General features: G+C 58.3%; 11 protein-coding genes. 6 read left to right on the top strand and 5 right to left on the bottom strand.

What is annotated here, in order from left to right:
- Window positions 1-68 precede the first annotated feature (68 nt).
- Both K5D32_RS12740 and K5D32_RS12735 read left to right on the top strand, forming a co-directional pair.
- Window positions 69-5,288, top strand: coding sequence for a deaminase domain-containing protein (locus K5D32_RS12740; RefSeq protein ID WP_221600506.1), 5,220 nt, complete (start codon window positions 69-71; stop codon window positions 5,286-5,288).
- 160 nt (window positions 5,289-5,448) lie between these two features.
- Window positions 5,449-6,351: a M23 family metallopeptidase gene (locus K5D32_RS12735; RefSeq protein WP_221575251.1), complete on the top strand. Its 903-nt coding sequence runs from the start codon at window positions 5,449-5,451 to the stop codon at window positions 6,349-6,351.
- Between the two features lie 116 nt (window positions 6,352-6,467).
- Here K5D32_RS12735 and K5D32_RS12730 read toward each other — a convergent pair whose 3' ends face one another.
- The 5 genes from K5D32_RS12730 to K5D32_RS12710 all read right to left on the bottom strand — a co-directional run bounded on the left by K5D32_RS12730 (window position 6,468) and on the right by K5D32_RS12710 (window position 11,535).
- On the bottom strand, window positions 6,468-7,808 hold the full coding sequence (locus tag K5D32_RS12730) for a hemolysin family protein (RefSeq protein ID WP_221536170.1): 1,341 nt from the start codon (window positions 7,806-7,808) through the stop codon (window positions 6,468-6,470).
- Between the two features lie 100 nt (window positions 7,809-7,908).
- The gene (gene phoR, locus K5D32_RS12725) at window positions 7,909-9,231 is read right to left on the bottom strand and encodes a phosphate regulon sensor histidine kinase PhoR (RefSeq protein WP_221600504.1); all 1,323 of its coding nucleotides are present in this window, start codon (window positions 9,229-9,231) and stop codon (window positions 7,909-7,911) included.
- A gap of 63 nt (window positions 9,232-9,294) precedes the next feature.
- Complete coding sequence (phoB, locus tag K5D32_RS12720) at window positions 9,295-9,984, bottom strand: phosphate regulon transcriptional regulator PhoB (RefSeq protein ID WP_025262540.1); 690 nt, start codon at window positions 9,982-9,984, stop codon at window positions 9,295-9,297.
- A 100-nt stretch (window positions 9,985-10,084) separates the two neighbouring features.
- The gene (ubiA, locus tag K5D32_RS12715; protein WP_221536172.1) at window positions 10,085-10,975 is read right to left on the bottom strand and encodes a 4-hydroxybenzoate octaprenyltransferase; all 891 of its coding nucleotides are present in this window, start codon (window positions 10,973-10,975) and stop codon (window positions 10,085-10,087) included.
- Window positions 10,975-11,535, bottom strand: a complete 561-nt coding sequence (locus K5D32_RS12710; RefSeq protein WP_221575249.1) for a chorismate lyase — start codon at window positions 11,533-11,535, stop codon at window positions 10,975-10,977. The genes ubiA and K5D32_RS12710 overlap by 1 nt, the downstream gene beginning before the upstream one ends.
- A gap of 213 nt (window positions 11,536-11,748) precedes the next feature.
- Here K5D32_RS12710 and K5D32_RS12705 point away from each other — a divergent pair, with 213 nt between their 5' ends.
- From K5D32_RS12705 to K5D32_RS12690, 4 genes are all read left to right on the top strand, one after another.
- On the top strand, window positions 11,749-11,916 hold the full coding sequence (locus K5D32_RS12705; RefSeq protein ID WP_025262537.1) for a rubredoxin: 168 nt from the start codon (window positions 11,749-11,751) through the stop codon (window positions 11,914-11,916).
- 199 nt (window positions 11,917-12,115) lie between these two features.
- Window positions 12,116-13,264 carry an NAD(P)/FAD-dependent oxidoreductase gene (locus K5D32_RS12700; protein WP_221592872.1) on the top strand — a complete coding sequence of 383 codons (1,149 nt, stop codon included), beginning with the start codon at window positions 12,116-12,118 and terminating at the stop codon, window positions 13,262-13,264.
- 190 nt (window positions 13,265-13,454) lie between these two features.
- Window positions 13,455-13,730 carry an HU family DNA-binding protein gene (locus K5D32_RS12695; protein WP_025262535.1) on the top strand — a complete coding sequence of 92 codons (276 nt, stop codon included), beginning with the start codon at window positions 13,455-13,457 and terminating at the stop codon, window positions 13,728-13,730.
- A gap of 275 nt (window positions 13,731-14,005) precedes the next feature.
- Window positions 14,006-14,449, top strand: a complete 444-nt coding sequence (locus K5D32_RS12690; protein ID WP_221536175.1) for a hypothetical protein — start codon at window positions 14,006-14,008, stop codon at window positions 14,447-14,449.
- Window positions 14,450-14,464: the final 15 nt, after the last annotated feature.

Here is a 14,464-nt window from a genome sequence, read left to right as displayed (position 1 = left end):
TTTCGGAGGCTGGTTCTTGCCTATTCAGTTTGTCTCGCCGCATGACATATGCATACGAGACTACTCAAATGACGCCTACCGCAATTCAACCGCTGAATATTCAAACCATCAGCTCCAGTCGATTGTTCTTCAATATCCATCACGCCCTGGGCGTCGATCCTGCCGAACACTATATGGTCGATGCTCAGGCCTTGCCTGAAGAGCATTTTCGAGTGACCAGGCTCGTTCTCCAGCACTTGCTTGGCGAGGATACGAGCTTCTCGAACACTAACCCTGCACACCCGAAGTCGCTTCAGGGCCAGAAGCTGTTCCTGATTTACCAAAGCGAAAAAGCCTGGAAACTGTACGCCGATGCAATGCAAACACCTCTGGCAGAGGTGACACCCTGGAGGGTGCATCAGTTTTTCGCACGACTTGCCTGGCTCGATGAATCGGCTGTCACCACTGAAACGGCCAGAGCGCAGCTAAGCGCTTACCTGTACGGGCTTCGTCCTTATCGGGGAGCGGATGTTGTGCTGGACCCCAAGGACTATCCCGAGCTGGGCGGGTTATTGACGGCTGTCCCGCAAGACTTGCGCCTGTGGATGGTGCAATTCAAGCGTGGTGCCCGCCTGATGCCAGTCGGTGAATGGATAGCGCGCAGTTCAGGGCGTTCGCTTTATAACGGCATCGCTGCATCCAGAGACGAGCAAGCCCGACGCCCGTTGAGTGTATTGTGTGATGCCATTGCCGACATGTTGCCGCCCGGCGAGTATCGCGACAAATCCTTATCGGATGCCCTCGATCAGAAGCTGGCAGCGATTGCGACCTGGTGGCTGTTCGAGTTCTATCTGAAAGCGGGTTCGCAGATAGCCTCGCCTTGCGAGGGCTTGCAGATCGATTTCCTGACGCCGATACCTGTCGCCAGCCGGGCCGAGTTTTATCGCAAGGTCGCAGCGTATGCCGTGAACCCCGATGACGAATCCTGGTTGTCCCTGGCCATCGCCAATGCAAAGGATGCACCCGGCATGCGTGCGCTCTCGCTGGGGACTGAGTTGCGTTTCACGCATTCAGGCCTGGTGTTCGATTCAGCTATTGCGCTGGCCGCTCTGTTGCTGACGTCGCAGCTGCAATCGAGCCCCGAGTTGAGCCATTCGCTGCCAACCGGCCTTGGACTGAATGTCCATGTTCCGCCGCTGGACTCCTGGAACCCCGTGCGTGATGCCGATGTTCTGTTCCAGCAATTGGGCATCGGTTTGCTGTGCCGGGCTGATGGCGATGCCAGTGTCTTGCGCTGGAGGCCTTCGCAAACCTGGCATGCGCTGATCCAGACTGCACGCTTCAGATCCATGTTTGCCCCGTTGCTCAACAGCATGCAGTGGTACGGAGCGCTGGCACACGAACAGGCTTCGCCGGTTATCACTCAGGCGTTGGCGGGTCGCGCCATAGTCGATTACTTCCTTGGTGCAACCCGGACTTTTGCCGAGCCACTGGCAAAGACGCTTCGCGGCACGTGGGTCTGTGAGTACAGCCATGTGCAGCTTTGCGCCAGGGTGCGGGCGGATATCAAGGCGCGCCAGCCCACGGTATCGTCATCGACGCTCGACATGCTTTATTACCTGTTTGCACGTGAAGCCATGCCTGAACTGCTGGTGGAAGGCGTTCCCGATCACCTGCAATACGGGCGATCGCTGCAAAGCGTGGCCTTGTTGCATGGCGTTGCTCTGGTTGAAAGCATGCGGCCGGGCCATTCCCAGGCCCCTCAGTTTGATGACCTGATCGGGATCAGCTCCGAACTGACCCAATCAAGTGATGCCAATGTCCATGCCTTGTGGGCAAGGACGCTGGCCATTCCGGCTTTGCGCTATGCCATTGCCCATGGCGGTATTGAATGGTCTGGCCCCGACAATATTGATCAGGCAAGCACCGCGCAAATCAGCAAGGCCTTGAGTTACCTCCAGCAACAACAGGCGCTTCATGCCTCAGAGCTGAATGATTTACTGAGTATCAAACCGCCGGACCGCAAGCGTCTTGCCGAGCAAATGCTGAGCGAGGCGAATGTGGATCGCCGGATCTGGGCGCTCTCCATCAAGCTTCACGGCTGGCCAATCCTGCAGGAGCACGGCTTCACCATCGCCGATTCCTACTCCATTGATCGCCTGTTGGCTGTCGGGCGTCCGCAAGCCAGCGTTCTGGAACTGGTGATGATGGGGGAAGCGTACATTCCGGGAAAACCGACGATTCCCGAAGCCTACGCCAGCGCGTTCGACGCATTCCAGCAAGCCCTGACCCGTGCTGAAGCCAGGGTCATGACCCGGTTGCTGGCCGAGATGCAGGTCGCCGACCGCACAGCGTTGCTGAACTCGACCTGTGAAGTGAGCCGGGTGGTGTTTGATACGGAAGAGGGTGTTCACGGACTCTTCATTCGTTGCCAGCCGGGCGATCACCGAGCGTACTTTCACGATCACACGGCCGCAGAGATTTTCTATGAGTTGATTCCTGCTGGCGGAGTGGTCCGAAAAGTCGCTCAACGCTTCCAGTACCAGGTCGAGCCCGACACCGGTTTTAGCGGAAATATCGTGGAAACCGTCGAGAAGAGAGAGCGAAATGCCGCAAATGTCGCCAAGGCCCGTGTGACGCCATTGCTGCCATTTGATGGCGATGCGTACCTGAAAGGGACCGCATCACGCTCTTCGGTGGCCTATCACCAGCCACGTCAAGGCGTGCTGATTCCTTGCGCCGAACTGATTTACCTACCTGACGGCACTGAGCAGGCCAGGCTTGAAGCCTTTGTGCAGGTTGCTGCGGGTCACCTGTTTACCAGCTTTCTGGAAAGGAGCAGGGCCGAACATGAGCATGCGACCCAATGGGAGCAGCTCTGGGCCAAAGAGCGCGAATATGCTGACATCGCCGCACGCTTGCTCATTCCCTTCTATGGCTGCATCACGGATCTGGTCCATGGCGAGCACTCTGCCGGTGTCATCATCGGCTGTGTAATGGATGTGGCCTTTGCGTTGATTCCGGCCGGGCAATTCGTTGGTTCCACGGCGCGGATTGTCATTACGGCCGGTGAAATGAGCGTGATGTCGGTGTTCAGGCTGACGGGTAAAGCGGTGGCTCGCCTGATCGCAGGGCTGGCAGAGCAAAGCGCACTGTTTATTGTGCGTGACGCAGGCAAGTTCGCGCTGAAGGTTGGCAGGCTTGGCTGGTCGCGGTTGCTGGAACAAGTGCCTTCGCTGAAAAAACTCTTTGCTTCGCAAGCCTTTCTGGACAGCGGTATTTGCCTCGACAAGGGCATGTACAGGATTGTCGACAGTGCGGAGCACCCCTGGCAGCCCAAGGTTAAAGCGCTGGATAAGCGGGTGATTGTCGATGGCCGATCCGATGTGGTTGTGCGCAATGTCGGTACAACGCAAGAACCGGATTTCAGGTTGCTTGATCCTGAGTCCGATGCAGTGTTCGGAAAAAAACTGACATCCGTTTCAGGCAACAGGCCGCTGGAGTTCTCAATGTCGTCCGCCGCCGATGGCATTGTTCGTGGTCACTATCCGGTGGTTTTACCGGTGGTCTCGACAGTGGAGGGCTTCACTGAAATTCGTATCGCCGACAGCTGTGTCGTGCAGGTCATCGAAAGAGAGGAGGGTGTGTTCGATATCCTTGTGGATGGCGAGGTCTATCATCTGGATGCTGGCACGCCGAGTGCAGCCATGCGCAAGCTGTCGGTCAGCAAGGTTTCTTCCCGGGCTGGCTGGCTGGAGGAAACCGAGAACCTGTGCAGGTTTCGTCGCAACCTGGAGTCTGTGCCCTGCGCGACAGGTGTAAAACTGGTCACGCCGACACCTGAGCCCTTGAAGCCTGGATCGCTTTCCCCTAAGCGAACCGGCAAATACCCGAGTCATGCCATTGATGCCCGTGAGTTCACGCTGGCCACCCTGACGACAGGCGCTGGAGAGACTTCGCAAAGTCTCGATGTCTTTGTCTATGAAGGAAAGTTCTGCAAATGGGCCGAGTCGTCTGAAGTGACGCCATCGACTTCGGCGCAGGCCCCGACAGGGAAAGTGGTCGTGCCTCTTTCACAGGAAGAACGGGAGCTTTTTTCGTTGCCCGAAACACCGGTTTACTTGTCGGAGCTGGATGGGATCTTGTCGGCTGAGGGCAAGTTGGGTGTACCGCCCAACTTCACGCCTGAAGATACCGCTTTCGTTTATGAGTTTGCCCCGGTGATCGAATTCGGGTCCATAGCCCAAGGGGTCAGTGATACTCGGACCTTGCGCGGCATGCGCATCAACCTGGCGGAAAAAGACTGGATTTTCGTCGAGCCTGACACGGGGGCGTTCTATAAGACCCTGGCTCCCACCAGTAACCGCATTGAGTTGAAGTTCTCTCGCGTCACGGATGTCGACGAGATCAATGAGTTCATCCGTGTGTCGGAGAAATACCGATTGGTGCGGGAGCGTCCGAATATAGAGACGGATCGGGAAAATATCGCACGCTTGCTCTTTGACATGCTCGATGATGCCGAGCGCGATGTGTGGAAAGTTTCCTGGACCCCGCAGATCACTTCTTATGATGACTATGCGCGGTGGTGTATTGCCAATGGGGAGGAAAATGCACTTCTGGGATTTGCCAGTGAAATTCTGGCGGGTGAGGAAATCCAGAAGAAATTCGTGGAGCTTGCCAAGCAGTGCATTCCCGACTTCAAGAAGATTGCTCAGAGAAGCGTGCCCGAAAAGCAGCATATCCTGGAAGTTCTCAACAGGCTTTTGCCGGTAGCGGGCTCAAAAGGCAAATGGGTGGAGCTCAATATGCAGAGCATTATTACCTCCAAGGCGACCAACGCGATTCTGAGCCAGATCAAGGGGGCCAATCTTTCCTTTGCTCAGGTTTATACCGAGTCCGGGGAGCGGGTCGTGTATTACGCGCTTTCGGGGGGCGAGAAAGCCAGAGGCCTTAAATTGCGGATCGATTCTGCTGAAACGACCGAGCAGATCTTTGACGGGGTCATCTTCCGCGATGCCCGTGCCCGAATGGCAAGCCGCCCGCCCGATCCCCGGTTTACCAGCCTGCCGGTGGTCAGGGATGCTGTTCGCACGGTGATTCGGGATTTCAGCCGCGACCTCGATGCAGAGCGGTTGATCGCAACCGTGTTGAAAGAGGATATGGCGACGACGCGCTTGACTCATATCAGGTTCTTTACCGTGCTCGATACCTGTCGATCCTGTGGCGGATTCGTGCTGCCTCGCTTGAAACTGGATTTTCCTGACGCCCTGTTTTCCGTGACCTACCTGAAAAATTACACCTTTTCGTAACGGACCCTGACCTGTGCGGTGTGCCGGGCGCACCGCACAGCGGCACCATGGCGTGTGTTTCTTGACGCCTCTACGATTATCGATTGATATCGTGGTGTCCATTTCTGCGCGCAACGCTGCTAGGCTTGGCCGCTCTTGTCCGCGACCCAGAACATTTCTGATGCTTGAACGCCTGCTGATCCTGACTGCCCTGACGCTGGCCGTACAAACGGCGGGTGCGGTCACGATTTATAAAACCGTCGATGCCGATGGCGTCGTTTCGTTTTCCGACCGCCCTGCGGCCGGTGCTTCTGTCGTGGTCTTCAGGGACCGGATGGTCGAGCATTTCGAGAAGCAGGTGCATCTGAGCGTCAAGAAGGAAGGCGGCATCCACAGCCTGTATGTGCGCAACGACCTGTATGCGCCGGTCGAGGTTGAGCTGAAACTTTCCGGGCTGAGCAACGTGCTCGGGGTGACGGGATCGTCGTCAACCATTCGCCGCACGGTGCCTGCGCGCAGCAACGAACGCATGATCGTGCTGAGCCCCAAACAAACGGGCAAGGCCATGAACTACGCCTCGATACTGACTTCCACTCTGGGAGACTCCAAGCGGGCTATGCAGGCCTACAAGTATCCTTTGCCGTGGGTGGGCGGGCCGTTCCGACTGACTCAGGGGCCTGGCGGCAAATACAGCCATTACGGCCCGAAGGGACGTTACGCGATGGACATCGCCATGCCGGAAGGCACGCCTATCATCGCGGCGCGTGCAGGCACGGTGGTGAAGGTCGAGAACAATCAGACTGGCCGAGGCTCGAACCCGTCAGGCAATTTTGTGCGAATCCTGCACAATGACGGCACCATGGGCGTCTATCTGCACCTGATGCGTGGCTCGGTGAGTGTCAGGGAAGGCCAGCAAGTGCATGTCGGCAGTCCGCTGGCGCGCTCCGGTAATACCGGCAACAGCACCGGCCCGCATTTGCACTTTGTCATCCAGCGCAATACGGGACAGGCGCTGGAATCCATTCCCTATGAATTCGCCACGCCGGTCCAGAGCCTGCCCAATTTCGCCGTGGGCGGGAATTAGCCGCCCGATTTTTGGGAGCGAGCTTGCTCGCGAAGAGGCCGGTGAAGTCAGAAGAAAGTCATTGTCTTCTCCGCCGCTTTCGCGACTGAAGTCGCTCCCACAGGTGTGCAGCAGGCTCAATCGATCTTCAGCACCTTGGCCAGCACGATCTTCGGGCCTTTCATCTTCTTGATGATGATGCGCAGGCCTTCGACTTCCATTTGCTCTTCTTCTTCCGGCACCCGTTTCAGGGTTTCGTAGATCAGGCCGGCCAGGGTTTCGGCCTCGATGTGGTCCAGATCGATGCCCAGCAGGCGTTCGACCTTGAAGAGCGGGGTATCGCCACGTACCAGCAGTTTGCCCGGCTGGTAGGCGAGGATGCCGCGTTCGACCTTGCGGTGCTCGTCCTGGATGTCGCCGACCAGCACTTCCAGCACGTCCTCCATGGTCAGGTAGCCGATGATCTTGCCGTCAGCTTCTTCCACCAGCGCGAAATGCGCGCCACCCTTGCGGAACTGCTCCAGCAGTTGCGACAGCGGCATGTGCCGTGAGACGCGCTCCAGCGGGCGGATCAGTTCGGACAGGTTGAAGGACTCCGGAATATGGTCCAGTGCCGCCAGTTCCAGCAGCAGATCCTTGATATGAAGCAGGCCGACGAACTCGTTGTTCTCGGCATCGTAGACCGGATAACGGCTGAATTTGTGGCGACGGAACTGGGCCAGGATTTCCTTGAGCGGCGCGTTGCAATCCAGGGAAACCAGGTCTTCGCGGGAGTTGGCCCAGTCGACCACTTCCAGCTCGCCCATTTCCACGGCCGAAGCCAGCACGCGCATACCCTGATCGCTGGGGTCCTGGCCGCGGCTGGAGTGCAGGATCAGTTTCAGCTCGTCACGGCTGTAGCTGTGTTCATGATGCGGGCCGGGTTCGCCCTGGCCGGCAATGCGCAGAATGGCGTTGGCGCTGGCGTTGAGCAGGTAGATGGCCGGGTACATCAGCCAGTAGAACAGATAAAGCGGCACGGCAGTCCACAGCGACAGCAGCTCCGGCTTGCGAATTGCCCAGGATTTTGGCGCCAGCTCACCGATCACGATATGCAGGTAGGAAATGATGAAAAACGCCGTGAAGAACGACACACCTCTGATCACTTCTGCGGATTCCACGCCCATCGCACCGAGCAGCGGTTCCAGCAAGTGGGCGAAGGCAGGTTCACCGACCCAGCCCAGGCCGAGAGACGCGAGGGTAATACCCAACTGGCAGGCCGACAGGTAAGCATCCAGTTGCCCGTGAACCGTGCGCAGGATGTGCCCGCTCCAGCCGTTTTTCTTGGCGATGGCCTCGACGCGGGTCGAGCGCAGTTTGACCATGGCGAACTCTGCTGCAACGAAGAAACCGTTGAGCAGGACCAGGAACAGTGCAAAAAGAATCATGCCGAAATCGGCGAAGAGTGAAGCCGTCGTGAAACTAGGGGATGGGTCCATGGTGGGGTTTTGCGGAATCCGTTGTATTCAAAGATAAGGGCGTGCGGCACAGGAAATGGCGCCATGAACGAGGCAATGTAGCGGCTCGCAGCGAGCTTGCCTAGTAGTCTGGATCCACATCTCCGGGTTTTGCCAACTGAATGGCGGCGAAATGGCAGGTAAATACGCTGCCTTTGCCCATTACGCTGTTGATTTCAAGTGTGCCGCGATGGCGCAGCAGCACATGCTTCACGATAGCCAGGCCCAGGCCGGTACCGCCGGTATTGGAGGCGCGGCTGGTGTCGACGCGATAGAAACGCTCGGTCAGACGCGGCAGGTGCTTGGTTTCGATGCCGATGCCCGAATCCTGCACGCTCAGGTGCGCGCCGCGGTCGTCGGTCCACCAGCGAATGCGGATGTCGCCTTCTGCCGGCGTGTATTTCACGGCATTGAAGATCAGGTTGGAAAACGCGCTGCGCAGCTCGGTTTCGCTGCCCTTGAGCTGCATGTCGCTTTCCACATCGAGGGTGATCTGGTGATTCTTGCTGGCTGACAAGGCCTGAGCATCGGCCTTGATGGTCTTGAGCAGTGTCACCACGGCGACCGGATGGTTGTCCGAGGGATAGTCGGTGGCTTCGAGCTTGGCCAGCAGCAGCAAGTCGTTGAGCAGCGTCTGCATGCGCCCGCCTTGCTGGTGCATCTGCTGCAAGGCCCGCACCCAGCGCGGATTGACCTCTTCGACGTTGTCGAGCAGCGTTTCCAGATAACCGAAGATCACGGTCAGCGGTGTGCGCAGCTCATGGGAAACGTTGGCGACGAAATCCTTGCGCATCTGTTCCAGTTGATGGATCCGCGTGACATCGCGCACCAGCATCAGGTGCTCGTTGTTGCCGTAGCGGGTGATCAGCAACTGGATGCGCAGGTGGTCCTTGGTTGGCGAGGGGATTTCCAGCGGCTCGCTGTAGTTGCCCAGCGCGAAGTATTCCTTGAAGCGTGGATGGCGTACCAGGTTGGTGACCGGCTGGCCGCTGTCCTGAGGCGTCTTGAGGCCCAGAAGCGTTTCGGCAGCGCGGTTCCACCATTCCAGGTTGCCCTCGCTGTCGAGCATGATGACCGCATCGCGCAAGGCTGCGGTGGACTCCTGAACCCGGTCGATGACCGCCTGCAGACGACCACGTACGCGCTGATCCCGGCGTTGCAGGTGATAGATGCTGTCGAAGACTTCGCCCCACAGGCCATAGCCGTCAGGTGGCGGCTCGTCGGTGCTGTGGTTGCTCAGCCATTCATGCAGGCGCAGCAGTTGCTTGAGGGTCCAGGCCAGGTAAAGCCCCAGCCCGATAGCCAGGCTCCAGCCGTACTCGCCACTGATCAGGCCGACCACGAGGCAGGCGGTGACCAGCAGCAACATGTGGCGTATCAGCGTGCCGTGCCAGTTTCGATTCAATTAAAGGTACATCCTTGACGGGTACACATGGGCCGCTGCCTTGTGTCTCTTCGCAAACGGTTCTCAGCTTTTGGTGGAAAAGCGATAGCCGGTGCCGCGCACGGTTTGTACCAGATTCTCGTAAGCATCACCCAGGGCTTTGCGCAGGCGCCGGATATGGACGTCCACGGTACGTTCTTCGACATAGACGTTGCCTCCCCAGACTTGATCCAGCAATTGGCCGCGAGTGTAGGCGCGTTCCTGGTGAGTCATGAAGAACTGCAGCAGACGGTATTCCGTAGGGCCCATTTCCGCAGGCTTGCCATCGATGGTTACGCGGTGGCTGACCGGGTCGAGCAGCAGGCCGCCGACTTCAATCGGCGCTTCGCCATCGCTTGGGCCTGCACGGCGCAGCACGGCTTTCAGACGTGCAACCAGTTCCCGTGGGGAGAACGGCTTGGTGATGTAATCGTCGGCACCGACTTCCAGGCCCTGGATCTTGTTGTCCTCTTCGCCTTTGGCCGTCAGCATGATGATCGGAATGTCACCGGTCAGTTCGTCGCGCTTGAGGCGGCGCGCCAGCTCGATACCGGATGTGCCGGGCAGCATCCAGTCCAGCAGGATGAGGTCTGGTTTGCGGTCGACGATGATTGCGTGGGCCTGCTGGGAGTTTTCCGCCTCCATGCAGTCATAGCCAGCCATTTCCAGTGCGACGGCGATCATTTCACGAATGGGGGCTTCGTCGTCAACGATCAGGATGCTCCTGCCAGCCATGCTCGAACCTCTTGTCATTTAACTGTCTTGGGGCGCATTAGATAACGGAAATATTGCAGTCGTGTGACATCTTGAGATGAGGCTAGCACGAGGGCCGGAATCAGCGCAGTGCGTAGTCCGCCACAATCCCCAGGAAGATGGCCAGCCCGGCCCAGTGGTTATGCAGGAAAGCCTTGAAACAGGCGTCCCGGTCCTTGAAGCGGGTGCTCCGGTATTCCCAGGCAAAACAGCCGGCGGCGACCAGCAGGCCCGTGTAGAAAAAGGCGCCCAGCTCGAAACGTACGCCGGCCAGTATCAGGCAGCCCAATGCCAGGCCTTGCAGCGTCAGGATGATGATCCGGTCAGCATCGCCGAACAGTACGGCTGTGGATTTCACACCGATTTTCAGATCGTCGTCGCGGTCCACCATGGCGTAGTAAGTGTCGTAGGCCACGGTCCACAACAGGTTGGCGATGTAAAGCAGCCAGGCGGCGGCAGGCAATGCGCCTGTTTCTGCGGTGAAGGCCATGGGCATTCCCCACGAGAATGCTGCACCCAGTACCACTTGCGGGTAATAGGTATAACGCTTCATGAACGGATAACAGGCAGCCAGCGCCAGCCCGCCGAACGACAGCCAGACCGTCGTCGAATTGGTCAGCAGCACCAGCAGGAAGCTCAGGGTCACCAGAATGGCGAACAGCGCCAGTGCCTCCCGCGAACTGACCTTGCCGCTGACCAGCGGGCGCTGCTCGGTGCGTTTTACATGGCCATCCACCTTGCGGTCGGCGAAGTCGTTGATGACGCAGCCGGCGGCACGCATCAGAAACACGCCGGTCACGAAAATCAGCACATTAGCCAGCGAGGGTGAGCCCTCACCGGCAATCCACAAGGCCCAGAGCGTTGGCCACAGCAGCAGGTAGACGCCAATCGGCTTGTCGATGCGGGTCAGCTGGATGAAGTCCCAGGCGCGAGGGTTCAGGCGATTGAGGGATTTGAGCAGCGACAGGTACATCAAGAGTGTTCCTCGTTCTTGAGGGCGTTCCAGAAACTGGGCAGGAAAATCTCGGCGACCAGCACGCTCAGCGGGCCACGGCTGAAGCACGAACGGCGGGCCCACAGATCGCTGGCGGCATCCGCTTCGGGTAGCCAGGCCTCAGGATAGCGGCAGACTTGCAGCGGGCCGCGCTCAAAGGCCTTGTCGCTGAACAGTAACTCGCCCAGCGAGCGTGTGCCCAGTTCATCCATATTCAAGCCGCCTTCAAGCAAGGCACTGCGGGCCGCGACGCTGCGGGCGAATACCCACTTTTCGCCGCGACCGCGCAAATACACTTCACGCACCCAGCCCAGGCTGGCCTCGGGTAACTCAAGCGCGCTGCATTCGTCGGGGCGTAGCGGCTGCCAGCCTTCAAACAGCAGCGTGACGCTGAAACCGTCTGACGACAGGCGCGTCAGGCGTCGGGTCAGGGAGTCCTGATTGAACAGCCAGTCGAGAATCAAGGGCCCCGGCACATCGGCCAGTTGCTCGTGTTCAAGCCATACAGGGGCAGGCAATGCGGGGTTTTGCTGGGACACGGTAAGCGATTATCGGCAGCCATCAAGGAGTGCGAGCTTAGCATGATTGCCGGATCTGACCGACGATGGGCAGCGTACCCGGTATCACAAACAGGCTTGCATATGAGTGCCGTGGACAGTACAAACCTCGCGGGGATTTGACTCCTGACACCCGGACCGGTGGCAATCGACCGCTGCGCCAGTATTTAGCCTGATCATCGAGGGACCTGAACCATGAAAAAGTGGCAATGCATTGTCTGCGGCCTTATCTACAACGAAGCCGATGGCTGGCCCGATGACGGTATTGCGCCCGGCACTCGCTGGGAAGATGTGCCCGAAGACTGGCTTTGCCCGGATTGCGGTGTCGGCAAGATCGACTTTGAAATGATTGAAATCGGCTGATTTTGTGCAGGACTAATGCCGATCAATTAAGGCATACCTGGTCCTTGTGGGAGGGGCCTTGGCCGCGACGGCTTGCTTACAGGCAACACATTTCAACGCCTGAAAAGCTGGCTGTCGCGGCCAAGGCCCTTCCCGGATAAATCCGGTCCTACAGTGATGCGTCTGACCATGACGCTGGATTTTTTTGATGAGAGAAGTAATGAGCGCACCTGTCGTCATCATCGGTACCGGCCTTGCTGGCTACAACCTCGCCCGTGAGTTTCGCAAACTGGACGGCGAAACGCCGCTGTTGCTCATTACAGCCGATGATGGCCGCTCCTACTCCAAGCCTATGCTGTCCACCGGCTTTGGCAAGAACAAGCAAGCCGACGAACTGAGCATGGCGCAGCCCGGCGCCATGGCAGATCAGCTCAAGGCGCAAGTTCGCACCCATACCCGCATCAGCGGCATCGATCCCGGCCACAAGCGGCTGTGGATCGGTGAAGAGGCGGTTTATTACCGCGATCTGGTGCTGGCCTGGGGCGCTGAAACCATTCGGGTGCCGGTGGACGGCGATGCGCAGGACGCCATTTTCCCCATCAACGATCTTGAAGATTACGCCCGCTTCCGCGAGGCGGCGGCAGGCAAGAAGCGGGTTCTGATCCTGGGCGCAGGCCTGATTGGTTGTGAGTTTGCCAACGACCTGATCCTTGGCGGCTATGAGGTCGATCTGGTCGCGCCCTGCGAGCAGGTCATGCCGACTCTGTTGCCTCCCGCTGCTGCGGCTGCGGTGCAGGCGGGGCTCGAAGGCATTGGCGCTCGTTTCCATCTGGGGCCGATCCTTAGCCGTCTTCAGCGCAATGAACAGGCACTCGAAGCGCACCTGTCCGACGGGCAGGTGATTGCCTGCGATCTGGTCGTCTCGGCTATCGGCCTGCGTCCACGAGTCGATCTGGCGGCCGCTGCCGGTTTGCTCATCGGGCGCGGTGTCGTGGTTGATCGGCACCTGCAGACCTCGCACGCCAACATCCATGCCCTGGGCGATTGTGCCGAGGTCGATGGTCTGAACCTGTTGTACGTCATGCCATTGATGAGCTGTGCCCGTGCCCTGGCGCAGACACTCGCGGGCACGCCGACTGCCGTTAAATATGGCCCGATGCCTATCACCGTAAAGACTCCGGTTTGCCCTCTGGTGGTTTCGCCACCTCCTCGCGGCACCGAAGGAAGCTGGAGTGTCGAAGGTGAGGGCGCGGACATCAAGGCCGTGTGTCATGACGCCGAAGGCCAGTTGCTGGGCTACGCCCTGACGGGAGCCGCAGTGTCGGAGAAACTGGCCTTGAACAAGACGTTACCCCCTCTATTGCCCTGAATATGGGGCGTTTTGTCGGATATGTCGCTTTTTTCGTCCTATAAACGTTGCGCATGTACTGGCGCGTGCCTCAACGGCATGCCATCCTCGGTTACGTCTGCCGCTACGTAGAGCTGTCGCGGCACCTTGTCGCTGCTTTACCCAGGCAGTACGGGACATAAAAACAAAAAACCGTAAAGAGGCTTCATACATGCGTAAACCAGATATTGCAGCCGCTATTGCTGAAAAAGCGGATCTCACCAAAGAACAGTCCAATCGCGTTCTCAACGCCATTCTTGAAGAAATCACCGGCGCACTGCACCGCAAGGACAGCGTGACCCTGGTAGGCTTCGGTACCTTCCTGCAACGCCATCGCGGTGCCCGCACCGGCAAGAACCCGCAAACGGGTGAACCGGTGAAAATCAAAGCCAGCAACACCGTTGCCTTCAAGCCTGGTAAGGCTCTGAAAGACAGCGTCAATCCATAACATTCACTGCGCGCCTTGGCGGGAGGCGAGCAGTCATCGAAACGGGCACACCCACTGGATGGGGTGCCCGTTTTTTTGCCTGGGACAGCGAAATGTGTCCGTATGAATAGGTTTTTGAGTGCGATAACTGCTTTTGATTGGTTTTTAGAAATTTCCTACCTAAAGGTGTTATTTGTCTCTATTTGCGTAGGAATCTCCTGACTTTTTCCAATGGCTCATTTCCTTAAAGTGCCGCCCCTGCTGCACCTCATTAAAAATGACCCTTGGAATCAAGAATGAAAAAGCTATGGATGACTGCTGCCGTTGCAACCCTGATCGCCACCACCAGTGGTTGCGTGAGTTACAACGTGAGCCAGCCGACCGCACCGCTGGAAGGCGTGGTCAAAACGGACCTCAAGGCTGACGTCAAAGTGGGCGGCGCTATCAGCGGCGAATCGTCGACCAACATTCTGTTCAACGTCCTGAGCTTCGGTGGCGATAATCGCTACGCGGATGGCGTTGTGTATGGCGGTGCGAGTGGCGGTGGCGCTCTGGGCCTGCCTCTGCCTGACCCGGTTGCAACAACCAAGGCCGCGGCTGCCTACAAGGCGGTCAAATCGTCGGGTGCCGACCTGATCGTCGCGCCACGCTATGAAGTCAATGTCCAGGACTACTTCATCTTCAAGAAGGTGAATGTGAAGGTCACGGGCAACAAAGGCAGTATCAACAGCATCCGCTGATCTGATTCTGTGCGG

The organism is Pseudomonas cichorii (assembly GCF_019719005.1).
Taxonomy (GTDB): Bacteria; Pseudomonadota; Gammaproteobacteria; order Pseudomonadales; family Pseudomonadaceae; genus Aquipseudomonas; species Aquipseudomonas cichorii_E.
This window is presented reverse-complemented; position numbering and strand designations above follow the sequence as displayed.